Annotated in this window: 14 protein-coding genes; 2 read left to right on the plus strand and 12 right to left on the minus strand. The window is 64.0% G+C overall.

Annotated features, from left to right (window positions below):
• The first annotated feature begins 41 nt into the window (after positions 1–41).
• Together ACTIFF_RS08690 and ACTIFF_RS08695 are read left to right on the plus strand one after the other, a co-directional pair.
• Entirely contained in the window at positions 42–1,397 is a 1,356-nt protein-coding gene (locus ACTIFF_RS08690; RefSeq protein ID WP_439536466.1) for an MBL fold metallo-hydrolase RNA specificity domain-containing protein, read from the plus strand.
• A 39-nt stretch (positions 1,398–1,436) separates the two neighbouring features.
• Positions 1,437–2,243, plus strand: a complete 807-nt coding sequence (locus ACTIFF_RS08695; protein ID WP_439536467.1) for a hypothetical protein — start codon at positions 1,437–1,439, stop codon at positions 2,241–2,243.
• Between the two features lie 112 nt (positions 2,244–2,355).
• On the opposite strand, the gene ACTIFF_RS08700 is transcribed toward ACTIFF_RS08695, so the two are convergent.
• The 12 genes from ACTIFF_RS08700 to ACTIFF_RS08755 all read right to left on the minus strand — a co-directional run bounded on the left by ACTIFF_RS08700 (position 2,356) and on the right by ACTIFF_RS08755 (position 14,082).
• Positions 2,356–3,243 carry a DUF4394 domain-containing protein gene (locus ACTIFF_RS08700; protein ID WP_439536468.1) on the minus strand — a complete coding sequence of 296 codons (888 nt, stop codon included), beginning with the start codon at positions 3,241–3,243 and terminating at the stop codon, positions 2,356–2,358.
• 192 nt (positions 3,244–3,435) lie between these two features.
• Positions 3,436–3,879 carry a response regulator gene (locus ACTIFF_RS08705; RefSeq protein WP_439536469.1) on the minus strand — a complete coding sequence of 148 codons (444 nt, stop codon included), beginning with the start codon at positions 3,877–3,879 and terminating at the stop codon, positions 3,436–3,438.
• The gene (locus tag ACTIFF_RS08710) at positions 3,860–5,065 is read right to left on the minus strand and encodes a sensor histidine kinase (protein ID WP_439536470.1); all 1,206 of its coding nucleotides are present in this window, start codon (positions 5,063–5,065) and stop codon (positions 3,860–3,862) included. The genes ACTIFF_RS08705 and ACTIFF_RS08710 overlap by 20 nt, the downstream gene beginning before the upstream one ends.
• Positions 5,066–5,191: 126 nt before the next feature.
• Positions 5,192–5,950 (minus strand): flagellar brake protein, encoded by a 759-nt coding sequence (locus ACTIFF_RS08715; RefSeq protein ID WP_439536471.1) that lies wholly within the window; start codon positions 5,948–5,950, stop codon positions 5,192–5,194.
• Between the two features lie 66 nt (positions 5,951–6,016).
• Entirely contained in the window at positions 6,017–6,316 is a 300-nt protein-coding gene (locus ACTIFF_RS08720) for an EscU/YscU/HrcU family type III secretion system export apparatus switch protein (RefSeq protein WP_069039949.1), read from the minus strand.
• Positions 6,313–7,494 (minus strand): flagellar hook-length control protein FliK, encoded by a 1,182-nt coding sequence (gene fliK / locus ACTIFF_RS08725; protein WP_439536472.1) that lies wholly within the window; start codon positions 7,492–7,494, stop codon positions 6,313–6,315. Before fliK ends, ACTIFF_RS08720 begins: the two co-directional genes overlap by 4 nt.
• 4 nt (positions 7,495–7,498) lie before the next feature.
• On the minus strand, positions 7,499–7,798 hold the full coding sequence (locus ACTIFF_RS08730) for a flagellar protein FliT (protein ID WP_305611853.1): 300 nt from the start codon (positions 7,796–7,798) through the stop codon (positions 7,499–7,501).
• Positions 7,799–7,908: 110 nt separating this feature from the next.
• Entirely contained in the window at positions 7,909–8,295 is a 387-nt protein-coding gene (fliS, locus tag ACTIFF_RS08735) for a flagellar export chaperone FliS (protein WP_083224169.1), read from the minus strand.
• Positions 8,296–8,355: 60 nt separating this feature from the next.
• The gene (gene fliD, locus ACTIFF_RS08740) at positions 8,356–9,774 is read right to left on the minus strand and encodes a flagellar filament capping protein FliD (RefSeq protein WP_439536473.1); all 1,419 of its coding nucleotides are present in this window, start codon (positions 9,772–9,774) and stop codon (positions 8,356–8,358) included.
• Positions 9,775–9,787: 13 nt separating this feature from the next.
• Positions 9,788–10,135: a flagellar protein FlaG gene (locus tag ACTIFF_RS08745; protein WP_083224071.1), complete on the minus strand. Its 348-nt coding sequence runs from the start codon at positions 10,133–10,135 to the stop codon at positions 9,788–9,790.
• A 66-nt stretch (positions 10,136–10,201) separates the two neighbouring features.
• The gene (locus ACTIFF_RS08750; RefSeq protein ID WP_439536474.1) at positions 10,202–11,695 is read right to left on the minus strand and encodes a flagellin N-terminal helical domain-containing protein; all 1,494 of its coding nucleotides are present in this window, start codon (positions 11,693–11,695) and stop codon (positions 10,202–10,204) included.
• 626 nt (positions 11,696–12,321) lie between these two features.
• Positions 12,322–14,082, minus strand: coding sequence for a diguanylate cyclase (locus ACTIFF_RS08755; RefSeq protein WP_439536475.1), 1,761 nt, complete (start codon positions 14,080–14,082; stop codon positions 12,322–12,324).
• Positions 14,083–14,133: the final 51 nt, after the last annotated feature.

Raw genomic sequence — 14,133 nt, forward strand, 5'->3', positions numbered from 1 at the left:
TCGCCGTCGGGGCCTACACTCGAGGCGGGAGGACGACAACGATGAAAATCAGATTTCTGGGCGCTGCCGGTACGGTGACCGGCTCGCGCTATCTGCTGACGCACGAGGAGCACTCACTGCTCGTGGACTGTGGCTTGTTCCAGGGCGTGAAGAACATCCGCAGTCGCAACTGGAAGCCATTTCCGGTCGATGCGGCCGGGCTGTCGGCAGTCGTGCTGACGCATGCCCATCTCGACCACTCCGGCTACCTGCCGCGGCTGATGCGCGAAGGTTTCGACGGACCGGTGTGGGCGACGCCAGCCACGCGGGAACTGGTGGACATCCTGCTTGAGGACAGTGCTCATCTGCAGGAAGAAGACGCGCGTCACGCCAACAAGTACGGCTACAGCAAGCACCATCCGGCCGAGCCGCTGTACACGGCGGATGACGCGCGCCACGCAATGAAGCATCTGCGCAGCACGGGCTTCGGCGAACCGTTTGCGATCGGCCCGTATCGCGTCACCTTCCAGCGCGCCGGGCACATCCTCGGCGCGGCCAGCGTCTGCATCGAATGTGCCGGGCAGCGCATCACCTTCAGCGGCGATCTCGGGCGTCCGGACGATCCGGTGATGCACGCACCCGAGCCGCTGCCCGACACCGACTGGCTGGTGGTCGAGTCGACCTATGGCGACCGCCTGCATCCTGAACATGACCCGTTTGCCACGCTGGCCAACATCGTCAGCCGCACCGCGGCGCGCGGCGGTACCGTGCTGCTGCCGTCGTTCGCGGTCGGGCGCGCCCAGACCCTGATGCATCTGCTGGCGACGTTGATGGACGAGCGACGCATTCCGGCGTTGCCGGTCTTCCTCGACAGCCCGATGGCGATCGACGTGACCGGCGTGTTTCGCAGTTACCGGCACGAGCACCGGCTCAGTCAGGACGCGTGCGACCGCATGCGTGACGCGGTGACCTTCACCCGCACGCCAGAAGAGTCGGAAGCGCTGTCCGGCAACCGGTATCCCAAAGTGATTATCGCCGGGGCCGGCATGCTCAACGGTGGCCGCATCCTGCATCACCTGCTGGCGTTTGGCGCCGACCCGCGCAACACGGTCGTGATCGCCGGTTACCAGGCCGAAGGTACGCGCGGCGACGCGCTGCTCAAGGGCTCGCGCAGCCTGCGCATCTTCGGCCGCGATGCGCCGATCGCTTGCGAAGTGGCCAAGGTGGACGGCCTGTCGGCGCACGCCGACTACCGCGAGATTCTTGACTGGCTGCGCCCGGTCGGGCGGGCGCCGCGCCGTGTATTCGTGACGCACGGCGAAGCAAGCGCGGCGGACAGCCTGCGCCAGAAGCTGGAACACGACTTGGGGTGGTCTGCCGTGGTGCCCGAGCAGGATGAAACCTATGTACTCGATTGACGACCGGGCTGTGGGTGTCCGGACCCGGTGGCCGGTGGCGTGACGCTGCCGCGCCTGTGCCGTGCCGGGGCGGTGATCGGCGCGCTGTGGCTTGCCTGCGGGGTGCCCGTGCATGCGACCGAGGATGCGCCGACGCTGCCGGTCGCAGCGATTGTCTTGGCTTCCACTGCGCCCGAGCCCGTGGCGGATCCCGGCGCGGTCTGCCCGCCGACTGATGGCTGCCCGGCCTGTCCACCGGCGCCGCCGCCGCAGATCGTCTGCGCCCAGCCGCCCGATCTGCCTGCCGATTCACCGCCGGAAGAGCGTGTCTGGGCCCGATGGGGCAAGGATGCAACCAGCGCGCTGCTCGGCATTCTGTTCGGTACGCTGCTTTCACTCTACGCGACGGTGGTGTTCGACCGCTACAGGCGATTCCGCGAAACGCTGATCGACATCGCCCAGGCACGCCTGCATAACGATGCCTACCCGACGGCCGTCACCGGACTGCAACCGGTGCGCGACGCCGCGGTCGCCTACGCCCAATTGCTCGAGCGCAAGCAATGGACGCTCGATGCCGACGGCCATCTGGACGCGGCTGCCGAAGTCGGAAGGCTCACCGCGTTTGCGGGGCTGTCCGCGCTGTGCATCGAAAACCTGCTGCACGGCACCACCCGCGGACTGACGCCGGATGCCTACCTTGCGGCCTTCCAGAGCGAATACAACCGGATCAACGGCCAGCACTTCGTGCAGTTCGAACAGCGTCTTTCGCCGGATCGGGGCGCCTTGCTGCGACCCTGGCCGCGCCCGCCGGCACCGCTGGCGCGCAAGGTCGTTCCGGTTGATTTTTTCGACCTGCTGCTCGGCTGATCCGGACCGGCGCCACCCGTCGTCGAGCACGGACAAAAAAAAGGCTTCGCACCCTGCGGTGCGAAGCCCTTGAAATTCGCGCGAACCGAAGCCCGCGCGAGGTGCAGCGTGCTCAGGCCTTGCGCATGCGGCGGCGCGCCATCATGCCGATCAGACCGAGACCCGACAGCAGCATGCCCCAGGTTTCGGGTTCCGGCACCGGCGCCATGAAGGAGGCCGATGTGAAGCCGCGCAGGTTGGCGTTCAATGCGCCGTTGAAGGTCGCCAGACCGGTTCCCAGGTCGATCGAGTAAAGACCGCTGTCACCGTTGTCCAGCGTCAATGCCGCCCAGCCCATGCCGCCGGCGTCGATTTCGAAACCGTTGGCGCCGATCACGTTGCCCGAAATGCCGAGTGACCCGACGGTCATGATGGTCGGGGCGTTGAAAGCGGTGGGCGCGACGTGCAGCGTATCGGTCGTGGTGTTCAGGTAGTACAGCGCAGTCGATGCCGGGCCACTCATCGCCGAGGCGTCCGAGTTGGTGTAGGCCACGGCGCTGAAGCCGGAGGGAATGACGCTGGCGGCGTTGCCGACGACACCCGTATTGACGTTGATCGCCAGGTTCTGACCGACGTTGCTGACGTAACGCAGCGACGCCGCACCGGCGAAATCGGCCACGGGATTGAAGTCGATGCCATAGGACAGCGACGGGTTGACCAGCGGGGTGTCGAGCGCCGCCATGAAGGTGGCCATGCCGCTCGACACGTCAAGCGTGTAGATGCGGTTCAGGCTGCTGACGCCATACACCATGTTGTTGCTTGGGCGCAGATCGATGCCGAGGATACGTTCGCCGGCGCCCAGACCGGTGATCGAGGTGAACGTGGCAGCCGAGGTATTGCTGCTGCTGATCATGCCGATCTCGTTGCCGGTCGTGAGACCGATGAAATCTGCTGCACTGGCCGGGGTTGCAAAGGCGAATGCGAGGGTGGATGCCGCTGCCAACAGTGTTTTTTCGTACATGTCTGACCTCTCCGAAGAAAATGGTTGGGGAAATGGACGGGACCGCAACTCGAAAGCGCGTCGTCATTCCCACTACTCGGCAGAGGCTCAAACGGATGCAGGTGTCACCGAACTTTCATGCTTCGAGGCGCGAAAATTCCGGGTGGACAAAAAAGTTACTTTAAATCATAGGGTTCGTTCTTTTCGGGAAGCTCAGATCCGCGGCGGCGGTTCGTTGATCAGCGCCCAGAAGATGCCCAGATTGGTGACGGTGCGCGAAAACTGGTCGAAATCGACCGGTTTGACGACGTAGGCGTTGATGCCCAGGTCGTAACAGCGGCGCAGGTCAGGATCTTCGCGCGACGAGGTCATGATGACCACCGGCAGGGTACGCAGGCCGTCGTCACGGCGCATTTCGACCAGCATGTCGATGCCGCCCATGCGCGGCATGTTCAGGTCCAGCAGCATGAACAGCGGTTGATCGCCCTCGCGCGCGGCGAAGCGGCCGCGCCTGTACAGGTAGTCCAGCCCCTCGACGCCGTCACGCACGATGACGATATCGTTGGCAAGCTTGAGTTCGCCCAGGCTGAGCAGCATCAGTTCGACATCGTTGTCGTTGTCCTCGACAACCAGAATGTCACGCAAGTGCAGGGACATCTCTTACTCCTGTGAAGGGGGCTGCCGGACCTTCGGCAGCAGTTCGGGCCAGCCGCGGCAGGGCGACGAAGAAACTGGCGCCTGCGCCGGTTTCGCCGGTGGCCCATACGCGGCCGCCGTGACGCTCCACGATGCGCTTCACGTTCGCCAGCCCGATACCGGTGCCTTCGAATTCGCTCGAATGGTGCAGGCGCTGGAACACGCCGAACAGCTTGCCCGAATACTGCATGTCGAATCCGGCACCGTTGTCGCGGACCCGGAAGACAAGGTTGTCGCCGGTGTCTTCGATGCAATCGACTTCGATGACGGCCGGAGCGCGGTCGCGCGAATACTTCACTGCATTGGCCATCAGGTTGTAGAACACTTGGTAGAGCAGTTTCGGATCGGCCTGCACGTCGGGCAGCGCGCCGACCTTCAACTCGACGACACGACTGTCCATGTCAGGGGCAAGTTCTTCCACCACCTCGGCGATCAGCGTGTTCATGTCGCAGCGCTCCCGGCGCATTTCGGTGCGGCTGGCGCGCGAGAACGCGAGCAGGCCTTCGACGATATTGCTCAGGTGATGGACTGACGCCCGGATGCGCTCGATGTAGCGCTGAGCCGGGTGGTCGGTCGGTGCCGGATGCTTGTCGGCCAGCGCGCGCGCGAACCCTTCGATGTGCCGCAGCGGGCCGCGCACGTCGTGCGAAATGGCGTACGACAGCGCTTCGAGTTCCTCGATCTGCTGCTTCATCTGGCTGTTGAGCGCGCGCAGCTCGGTTTCGTATTGCTTGCGGCGTGCGATTTCCGCCTTCAGTTCGGTGTTGGCCTGGCTGAGCGACGCGGGGCTGGGCAGCGAAAGCGCGACCGGAATCAGTCGCCACAGCATGATGGCGGTCGCGATCGACACGCCCGCCGTCATCAGGCGTAGCCAGCCGTCAAGCCAGAAATCCGGATGCCACAGGGTCCACACATCCATGACGTGGGTGATGCCGCAGGCCATGATGAAGACGCCGAACATCACGAAGATCGGGCCGAAACTCAGATCGGTGCGGCGGCGCACGAAGGTCCACAAGGTCACTGGAATCGTGAAGTAGGCGACGGCGATCAGCACGTTGGCCACGACGTGCAGCAGCACCAGATCTTTCTGCCAAGAGAAGCAGTAGCCGTGGGGCAACAATGTCTGCAGTTCGTTCACCATGTTCATTGCCCCTCGGTCTCGATCGTGAATGGCACTGCTGTTCGCACCATCGTAAGACCTTAGCGCGCTTATTGGTTGCCGTCAGCAACCGAACGATCTGCAGCAAGGCGCGAATGCAGTGTCGAGTCGTGGCTACTCGACGCTGCGCGCACTCGTACGTTCCTGCTCGATGCGCAGGATGTAACGCTGGATCAATGCATCGGCGGTGGCCGGCAGGCCGATGAACTGGCAACCGGCGCGCAGCTCGCTGCCGCCGCGCTCGGTGACGCGGAACATGTTGCGCACCTGCAGCGTGGCCGTGATCGTGCCGAGTTCCGGCAGCATGATCTGGCATTGGTCGATCAGGCTGTCGACCGAAAGGTTCAGGCTGCTCGGTGGCGCCACCACGGCCAGACCGCCGCCCGAAATGTCCACGATGTTTGCCTCCGTCATGCGTCCGTTGCCATCGCCGGTCGGAATCAGGCAGCGCAGGCGGGGATTCGGCGGCACGATCAGCCGGTAATAGTCGCGTCGCTGCAGGCGCAGCATGCGCGTCGGCAGCGGAATCTCCATTGCCTGACCGCCTTCGTATTCGACGCTGCGGCAGCGCGGCACCATGAACTGCACCTTCACTTTTTCCAGCGAAGTGAGGCAGACCAGCGGTGATGACTTGAGCGCCTTTTCGAGCTGCTTCTCGTCACGCGGCACATCGAGTACCACCGTGCCGCGCGCCTCGTCGATGTCGAGCACGGCGCTCAGGAAGGGCTCGCTCGAGCGACCGGCGTAGACCGAAATATTGGCTTTCTGGTCCTTGATGGCGCGCAGGTAGAACACGATGTCGGTCGTGCCGTCGAGCACGTAGCGGGCGAAGTCGTCGGCTTCAAGCAGATCGAACCGGATGTCCTCGGTCATGGAATGCGTCCTGTCGGTGGGCCGCGCCTGCTTGCGCAGGCGGCGACGGTGCGTTGGAGTGTAGGGTCAGGCGGGCACCCTGATGGTCGATGGCGGAGCGGCGTTCAGCCCCTTTTCGACACGATAGATCCACGCCAGCAGTTCGGCTACGGCGACGTACAACTCAGGCGGGATGCGTTGGTCGAGATCGAGCCCCATCAGCAGCGCGACCATTTCGCGCGATTCATGCACGAAAACGCCGGCTTCCCGTGCGCGCCGGATGATTTCGTCGGCCACGAGTCCGCGGCCCTTCGCCACGACGCGCGGCGCGGCATCGCCGGCACCGTAAGCCATGGCAACCGCCTGGGCGCGGGCCGACTGCGTCATGCGATCACCTGCGTGCCGGAAGCATCGCCCATGCCTTCATCAAGCGTGTCGGCGGAGGGATTGTCGGCCACCGGTGGTGCATCGCCAAAGGTCACCTGACCCAGGCGCAGACCGGCGTCGCTCAGACGTTGCTGCAGTTCCAGCAGGGCGCCGCCCATGCGCAGCCGCGCGTCCGGATCACTGGAAAAATTGAGGGCGATGCCGTGGTCGCGCCACAGCGTCAGTGATGTTTCGATTTCGCCCAGGCCGGGCAGCACCAGACGCAGGCGCGATGTCCAGGGCACATCGGCGTCCGCCTCGGCAGGGGCTTCGGCGGCGTGTCCGTCCGCGCGCGGGTCGTCGATCTCGATCTTCATCATCTGCCCCGGCCAGGCCAGGCCCTCCCAGGCGAGCGAGTGTTGCGAAAGACCGAGCAGCTGGTTGTGCACCAGCGGCCGCAGTTCGGAAGGCGTTGCGGAATCGGCGCGGGCGACCTCGGCCCGTTCCGGAGCCGGTGCGTCATTCATCTGTGCGAACTCCGCGCCCGGCCGGGCGAGCGTTGCGCTATCGGTGCGCTGCGCGGCGGCGGGTGTGGCGCGGGTTTGCGGATCGAAGGCGCGCTGTGGCTCGCGTTCGGTGGATTCGATCGTGCGTTCGCCGCTGACCCACTGGGCCTGATGCGATTCGTAGAACAGACCGCTCTGGCCGATCGCGCTCGCCAGCCGGCCGGCGATCAGGGGTGTTGCAGCGGCGTCGGTCACATTGGCACTGGCGCGCAGCATGGCCGGATCGATCAGCGCCTGCCCGGCCGACAGGCGTGCCGGTGGCGGTGCGGGGCGGTCGAGCAGGGCCGTTATGGCGCGCGCCGGCTCACTGATGCTGACGTCGCCTGATTCGCCCGCCGCGGGCTCCGGGACCAGCGTGGCAATGAGTGTCTGCGCACTGCGCGCGACGTGGGTGAGGGTGACCGTGCTGCCTTCGCGTGCGCCCTGCGGCAACTGCAGCGTGACCATCTGACCGGCCACCTGGGCACGTGCGCGCCCGTCCTGCAGGTTCTGGATGATTTGTGCGGTGTATCGCTCACCCGGTTGGAATTCAGGCAGCTGTTCGCCGATCGGGCTGACCGGACCGGCGACCTGCACCGAGCCGCGGGCCAGTTCCGCAAGACGTTGCGAGATGCCCGGCAGCAGGTTGTTCATGCGTTCAGCCGTTTTCGGCCCGGCCCGCCGGCAGCTTGCCGAGGAACACCTTGACCTGTGCCATCCACGGTTCGACGTGGCGGCGCACTTCGGCATCGTGGGCGAGTATCTGTTTCATCAGCGCGACCTTGCGGGCGCGCTCGGAAGGCGAAGTCACTTCCTCGTCATTGTCGGCGATGCGCTGGCGCAGTGCGGACACGTCGAGTTCGAGGGTGACCAGACGGTCCCAGTCGTTGGCGCGCGCGGCATCCACCATGTGACTGGAGATCTGGTGCATGTCTTCGAGCAGGGGCAGTGAGTTCATGTCGTCGGGCCGTCTTGCAGGAGGTACCGGTTAGTCGATGAGCGTACAGGCGGGCAGGGGTTCGGAGGCGCACAGGTAAGCGGTTTTTACCGTGCAATTTCCGCTTTTGCCTACATGGGCGCGCCTTGAGACAGCTTCTGCCTGATTTCTTCCCAGGCATCCTTCAATTCGCCCAGCAGGTGACTGACTTCTTCCAGCGCGGCGCGGTCGTTATGGGCATTGGCATGCAGCAGACGCGCGCACATGTAGTCGTACAGCGCGTACAGTCGTTGCGCCAGTTCGCCGCCGGCGTCCAGATCCAGGCTCACCTTCAGGCCGTTGCCGATGATGTCGATGGCACGCGAAATCGACAGGCCCTTGCCGGCGGTTTCACCCATTTCCATCTGGTGGCTGGCGGTGGATACCGACATCAGCGCACCGTCGAACAGCATCAGGATGAGCAGATGCGGATCCGCACCGGCCACCCGGGTTTCCATGCCGACCTGTGCGTAAGCCATGTGCGGATTCGAAAGCGATGCAAACATGAAAGTCCCTTTTTCCCGGTCGTGGTGACTGCATCAGCTCGACGACATCGTCGGCAGATTGGCCAGTTGTTGCGTCAGATAGTTGCTCGTGGCGGTCATGTTGCTGATCAGCGAATCGAGCGCACTGAACTGCTTGCGGTAGCGCGCCTCGATCGTCAGCAGGCGGTCAGACATCGCTTCACTGCGCTTCTGGAACGCCTTTGCAGCCGCGGTCAGCCCTTCGGTGCGGCTGGAAATCAGACCGCCGGCGTCGATCATGTCGTCCATCAGGCTGGTCAGCCGGCTGCCCATGCCCTTCACGTCGTCGAAGCCGCGGAACAGTTTTTCCACGTTTCCGTTGTCGAGCGCGGCCGTGAGCTTGGTCGAATCGATCGCCAGCTTGCCGTCCTTCTCCACCGATACGCCGATGGCCGACAGATTCAGGCCGGGGGCGATCGAGGTACCGACGAGGGCACTCAGGCGGTTGCGCAGCGCAAGCATCGTGCTTTCGCCATTCAGTGTGGCGGCCTTGTCGGTTTCGGTGTTGTAGCTGGTCTGCGTCTTGATGACGCCGAGTGCATCGTTGTAGGCCTTGACGAGACGCTCGACGCCGCTGCGGGCGACGCTCGTGTCATTGGTGACGGAGACCACGGTCGGGGCGCCGACGTTGGTCTTCTTCAGACTCAGCGTCACGCCCTCGATCGCGTCGGTCAGCGTGTTCGTGCTCGATGTGATGGCGATGCCATTGACCGTCAGCGTGGCGTCGGACGCCGGAATCATCTGCGACAGGCGCGAAGTGCCGCCGGTCGATGCGTCGTAGATCATGCGCGACAGTCCTGCGTCGTCGGTGTTGTTGCCGTCGTCGTCGGTGGCGGTGATCTTCACCGTGTTTTCGGTTCCGCCATCGACCGAGCGCAGCACCAGGCGATGGCCGGTGCCGTCATTCACGAGCGAGGCGGTGACGCCCGCATCGGCGTCGTTGATGGCGTCGCGCACGTCGGCCAGCGTCATCGCATCGGTGCCGATGGTGATGTTGACGGCGGTCTTGTCCGGGTTGGCGGTGAATGCGCCGGCGTTGTACTTGCCCAGTTGTATGGTCAGCGTGCCGCTGCCGACGCTGGCCGCGGTGCCGGCGAACTGGCCGGACGCCACCACCTGCGATTCGGCGAGCGTGTTCACCTCAAGCGTGTAGTTGCCGGCAACTGCCGTTTGCGTGCCGGCAACTGTTGCCACGTCGGCATTGCCGATGGCTGCCTTGCGGGCGGTAAAAGTTGCCGCATTCGACAATGCGGTGGCAGCCGACTGGATGGATGACAGCGCACCCTTGATGGAACCATAGGCCGAGATCTTCGCCTGTACGCCGGCTTCCTTCTGTGCGAGCAGCGTCAGCGGACGTTGCTCCAGCGACATCAACTGCGATACGAGGCCTGAAACGTCAAGGCCGGAGCCGATTCCTGCGGAAGAGATTGCCATGGTGACGGGCCCCTCAGGCCTTGCGCTCGATCAGACCGCTCTGGCCCTTGCCGAGCGCGCGCGCAATCGCGATCAGTTCCTCTGAGGGGATCTGACGCAGGATTTCCTTGGTGCTTGAATCGATGAGTCTCACGATTGTCTTCCCTGTTTCCTTGTCAATCGTGAAGAGCAAATTCTGGTCCACCGGCTGAATCTGGCGACGGATTTCATCCACCGTCTGTTCGATCTGTTCGGTTGTGAGCGGGGTGTTCTGCGCGGGTTGTTCACGAACACTGGCGGGCACCACGACATTCACTCCGGTGCTCTGCGTGAGGGCCGGAGTGAGCGGTGGCGAGGTACTCGGGACTGGCTGGATCGCCATGACGATTTCCCCTTGCAGTTAGCGGGGCACGGCGAACCGTGCCCCGTTTCTTTCAGTTGCCGGTGCTTAGCCGCGGAGCAGGCTGAGCACGTTCTGCGGCAGCGAGTTGGCTTGCGCCAGCATCGCGGTACCGGCCTGCTGCAGGATCTGCGCGCGGGTCAGGTTGGCGGTTTCCATCGCGAAGTCTGCATCCTGGATGCGGCTGCGGGCTGCGCTGACGTTTTCCGACGTGGTCTGCAGGTTGCTGATCGTGTTCTGCACGCGATTCTGGATGGCACCCAGCGAAGCGCGTTGCGTGTTGATCGACTGCAGGGCGGCGTCGATGACGTCGATCGCTGCGTTGGCACCGGTTTGCGTACCGACGCTGATCGAAGCAACCGACGACAGCGCGCTGGCGTTTGCGGTGGTGGCGGTGAAAAGACCACCGGCCGAGGCGCTCGTGACCGAGAAGGCATCCGACGACGAGAACTTCAGCGTGCCGCCGACCGTCGAGGAGTCCGTCGCTGCAGTGGCACCCGTCAGGACGACTGCTGCACCGGCCGTTGCGCTGGTGAAGGCATTGCGACCCTGCAGGCTGATATCGCCGGCGCCGGCGAAGTCGGTGAGCGAAATGTCTGCGCCGCTTTCCGACTTCAGCGTGACCGAACCGCCGCTGACCGTGGCGGTGATGCCGGTCGTGGCAGCGTAATTGTTGATGGCGTTCGACAGCGAGCTCAGATCAGCCGTGTTGCCGATGGTGGCCGACACGGCGACGCCGGTCGTGTTCTCGCCGAACAGCGTGAAGGTGTAGGTGCCGGTGGCGGTCAGGCCGCTCAGCGTGGCTTCGGTCGCAGCCGATGCGCTCACGCCGGTGGTGGCGCTTTGTGCATTGACGGCCGAGGCAACAGCCTTGGCGGTGTCAGCCAGATTGACGGTCACGGCTGCCGTGCCGAGCGAACCGGTCACGGTCAGGTCTTCTGCTGCCACAACCGTGTTGGCAACACGGGCGCCGGCGCCGGCTGCCAGGGCAGTCGCGTTGTTCAGCGTGCCGTTGGCGCTCACGGTGTTGGCACCGATATTGGTGGCCTTGGTGTTGTTCAGGCTGATGCCGATCGACTGGTTGGCATTTGCGCCGACCTGGAAGTACTGACCGGAGAACGAACCGTCGAGCAGATTCTTGCCGTTGAACTGCGTCGTCGAGGCAACGCGGTTGATTTCCTGTTGCAGCTGCGACACTTCCTGCTGCAGGGCCTGACGGTCGCTGGCGCTGTTCGAGTCATTGGCGGCCTGAACCGACAATTCACGCATGCGCTGCAGACCTTCGGTGATCGAACCCATTGCGCCTTCAGCCGTCTGCGTCAGCGAGATCGCATCGTTGGCGTTGCGGACAGCCTGGTTCAGACCGCGCACCTGGGAGGTCATGCGTTCCGAGATGGCGAGGCCGGCGGCGTCGTCCTTCGCGCTGTTGATGCGCAGGCCGGAAGACAGGCGCTGCAGCGAAGTGGCGAGCGAGCTTTGCGAAGAGTTCAGGTTGCGTTGTGCGGTGAGCGACGGCACGTTGGTGTTGATGATTTGCGGCATTTTGTTTCTCCTGTCACGAAGTAGTGTGTAGTTACGGCGCTCCGGGCTGCATGGCCCGCTGTTGATGTCGCCGATGATTCAAGTAACGGAGTTGTCGCTGCAAACTTTAGCGGGGCACCTCAATGAAAGCCTTTGTCGTCTTGGCTTTCAGGCAGCCGTCGATGTGAAATGGCTTGCCCTTGCGGCATGTACGGGCGTTCACGCTCACGTAAGGTTGCCGCAGCATTCGCTTTTGCCTGCAAGGTCGGCCCGTTTTGTGCTCCCGACATCGCTCCGGACCTGTTCTGGACTGTTACTGAATGTCAGCGGAGCGGGTTTTGCGTGGCGGCTGACGGGGCCGCCCACGCACCTCGGTGATGCCCAACAACCTGAGGTCGATCACCTCTCACGTCCGCATGGAAAGCGCTGATGCCCGCGATGTCCGGTCAGCTGATGACCGGGTGAGTGAAGACTGCGCACCACAAGGTGTGCCCGGAACCGATGGCGCTTCGCGCATGGCTTCACGCCGGGCGTGCTTGCCTCCGGATCAGGAAGGGCCGCCAGAACCGGAAGCCCGGCGCAGATCACGATTGAATGTTGTGGGCAACGGGGAACAGACGACGGGCGCGGCGACTGCCGGCCCCGGGTCACGCGGCGATCGGTTGCTCGGGTGCGATGACCACGCGATTCTTGCCGGTGGCCTTGGCCTGATACATGGCCACGTCGGCGCGTTCGATCGCCGATGTTTGCGGTTCTTCATGGCCGACCACGGTGACGCCGGCGCTGAAGGTAATCAGCAGCTTGTCGTTGTTGGCCAGGAAATAGCGTTTGGTGAGTTCGCGCTGCAGGCGTTGCAGCACGATGACCGAATCCTCGACCGAGGTCTCGGGCAACAATATGACGAACTCCTCGCCGCCATAGCGCGACAGGGTGTCGTGCGGGCGCAGGCAGTCGCGTACGGTGCCGACCAGATGCAGCAGAGCCTCGTCGCCGGTGTTGTGGCCATACGTGTCGTTCAGACGCTTGAAGTTGTCGATGTCCAGCACCGCGAGGCACAGCATCGAACCGCGCCGTGCGGCGCGCGACACTTCCTTGGCGTACGACTCTTCCAGCCCCTTGCGGTTGAGTGCGCCGGTCAGCGGGTCGTGCCGCATCTTCTCGCTGGTCTGTTCCAGTTCGACCTGCAGGCGTTCGATTTCGGCTTCCGCCGCACGCACGCGGTCGCGCATGTTGTCGACCTCGGCACGCGACTTTTCGGTCGTGGCGCGCATCGAATGCGTGGCGGCGATCACCTCTGCAATGACACCCTGCAGCGAGCCGATGTCGTCGGCGGCAGCGATCGTTTCCGCGTAGCCTTCCATTTTTTCGCTGAAGCCCGACGTGGCATCGGTGAAACTGCCGAGCTGCTCGACGAAGCCGGCGAGCATCAGCTTGATCTGGTGCTTGGCATCGTCGATGTTGCCGCGCAGCGAGCCCTGACGCTCGATCACCTCGCGCAGCCGGCGTTCCACTTCGTCCAGTTCCCGCGCGCTGAGCGGGTGATCGCACAACGCGCGCAACGAATCGATCTGACCGCGCATCCAGCGGTCGTCCAGCACCAGTTCGCCGATATTCTTCAGCAGCAGATCAAGCAGTGACAGCAGACCTGCACGGATTTCAGCCTGATCGTCGACCACCCAGTTCAGGCGATACACGAGATTGCGCAGCTTCGAGGCCAGATCATCGACGCCGCTCATGTCGCGTACATCTCGCAGCGCCTGGCCCAGCGCCAGGGCTTCTTCGCGCAGTTCGGGCGCCGAAATCAGCAGGCTGCCCACCACGCCTTCGAGCGTGCTGGCAAACAGGTCGCGCAGGGCGGCATCGCTGTTGTCCAGCGCGGGAACGATCTTGTGGGTGCCCTGGCCCTGAAGCTGGGCAGCGGGCGCATCGCTGCCATCGCTGGCTTCCCAGGTGTCGGCCAGCTTGCTCAGTCGCGCGTAGAGGGCGTCGAGTTCGCCACTGGACGAATCCAGCACCTGCTGGATGGCCGCCTGCTTCTGTGCATAGGTGATCGAGTCGTGCTGGCGTTCGAACTGCTTGAACAGGTCCTTGAGCAGCGCCGTCCATTTGCGCTGAGGTGCCGCCTGTGCGCGCAGCAATCCGACCAGGGATCCGCTGATCGCTGACCAGCTGCGGCTGACGACAGCGCTTTCGAGCCGCTCGACAAATTCGATCTGCGATTGATTGAGGCGGGGCAGGGTGCTGCAGACCAGCTTCAGTGCCCGTTCCGGGAACAGGTCATCGGCCTTGGTGCCGGCAATTTCGTGATACAGCGACCGGTAATTCTCCGGCGTGGGCTGGAGCTGACGCATGGCGAGACGTCGCAAGGCTTCACGGGCGATTTCGAGCGGCTGCATGGCGTCAGACATTTCAGTGGCAATTGACAGTCCGTAACGAATGCTTACAACGGCACGCGGACG

This window comes from Methyloversatilis sp., assembly GCF_051861465.1.
GTDB lineage: Bacteria > Pseudomonadota > Gammaproteobacteria > Burkholderiales > Rhodocyclaceae > Methyloversatilis.

What these genes read in the sequence shown, in the direction of transcription:
- ACTIFF_RS08690 (WP_439536466.1), top strand. Translation starts at nt 42, where the DNA reads ATGAAAATCAGATTTCTGGGCGCTGCCGGTACGGTGACCGGCTCGCGC.
- ACTIFF_RS08700 (WP_439536468.1), bottom strand. Translation starts at nt 3,243, where the DNA reads ATGTACGAAAAAACACTGTTGGCAGCGGCATCCACCCTCGCATTCGCC.
- ACTIFF_RS08705 (WP_439536469.1), bottom strand. Translation starts at nt 3,879, where the DNA reads ATGTCCCTGCACTTGCGTGACATTCTGGTTGTCGAGGACAACGACAAC.
- ACTIFF_RS08710 (WP_439536470.1), bottom strand. Translation starts at nt 5,065, where the DNA reads ATGAACATGGTGAACGAACTGCAGACATTGTTGCCCCACGGCTACTGC.
- ACTIFF_RS08715 (WP_439536471.1), bottom strand. Translation starts at nt 5,950, where the DNA reads ATGACCGAGGACATCCGGTTCGATCTGCTTGAAGCCGACGACTTCGCC.
- ACTIFF_RS08720 (WP_069039949.1), bottom strand. Translation starts at nt 6,316, where the DNA reads ATGACGCAGTCGGCCCGCGCCCAGGCGGTTGCCATGGCTTACGGTGCC.
- fliK (WP_439536472.1), bottom strand. Translation starts at nt 7,494, where the DNA reads ATGAACAACCTGCTGCCGGGCATCTCGCAACGTCTTGCGGAACTGGCC.
- ACTIFF_RS08730 (WP_305611853.1), bottom strand. Translation starts at nt 7,798, where the DNA reads ATGAACTCACTGCCCCTGCTCGAAGACATGCACCAGATCTCCAGTCAC.
- fliS (WP_083224169.1), bottom strand. Translation starts at nt 8,295, where the DNA reads ATGGCTTACGCACAGGTCGGCATGGAAACCCGGGTGGCCGGTGCGGAT.
- fliD (WP_439536473.1), bottom strand. Translation starts at nt 9,774, where the DNA reads ATGGCAATCTCTTCCGCAGGAATCGGCTCCGGCCTTGACGTTTCAGGC.
- ACTIFF_RS08745 (WP_083224071.1), bottom strand. Translation starts at nt 10,135, where the DNA reads ATGGCGATCCAGCCAGTCCCGAGTACCTCGCCACCGCTCACTCCGGCC.
- ACTIFF_RS08750 (WP_439536474.1), bottom strand. Translation starts at nt 11,695, where the DNA reads ATGCCGCAAATCATCAACACCAACGTGCCGTCGCTCACCGCACAACGC.
- ACTIFF_RS08755 (WP_439536475.1), bottom strand. Translation starts at nt 14,082, where the DNA reads ATGTCTGACGCCATGCAGCCGCTCGAAATCGCCCGTGAAGCCTTGCGA.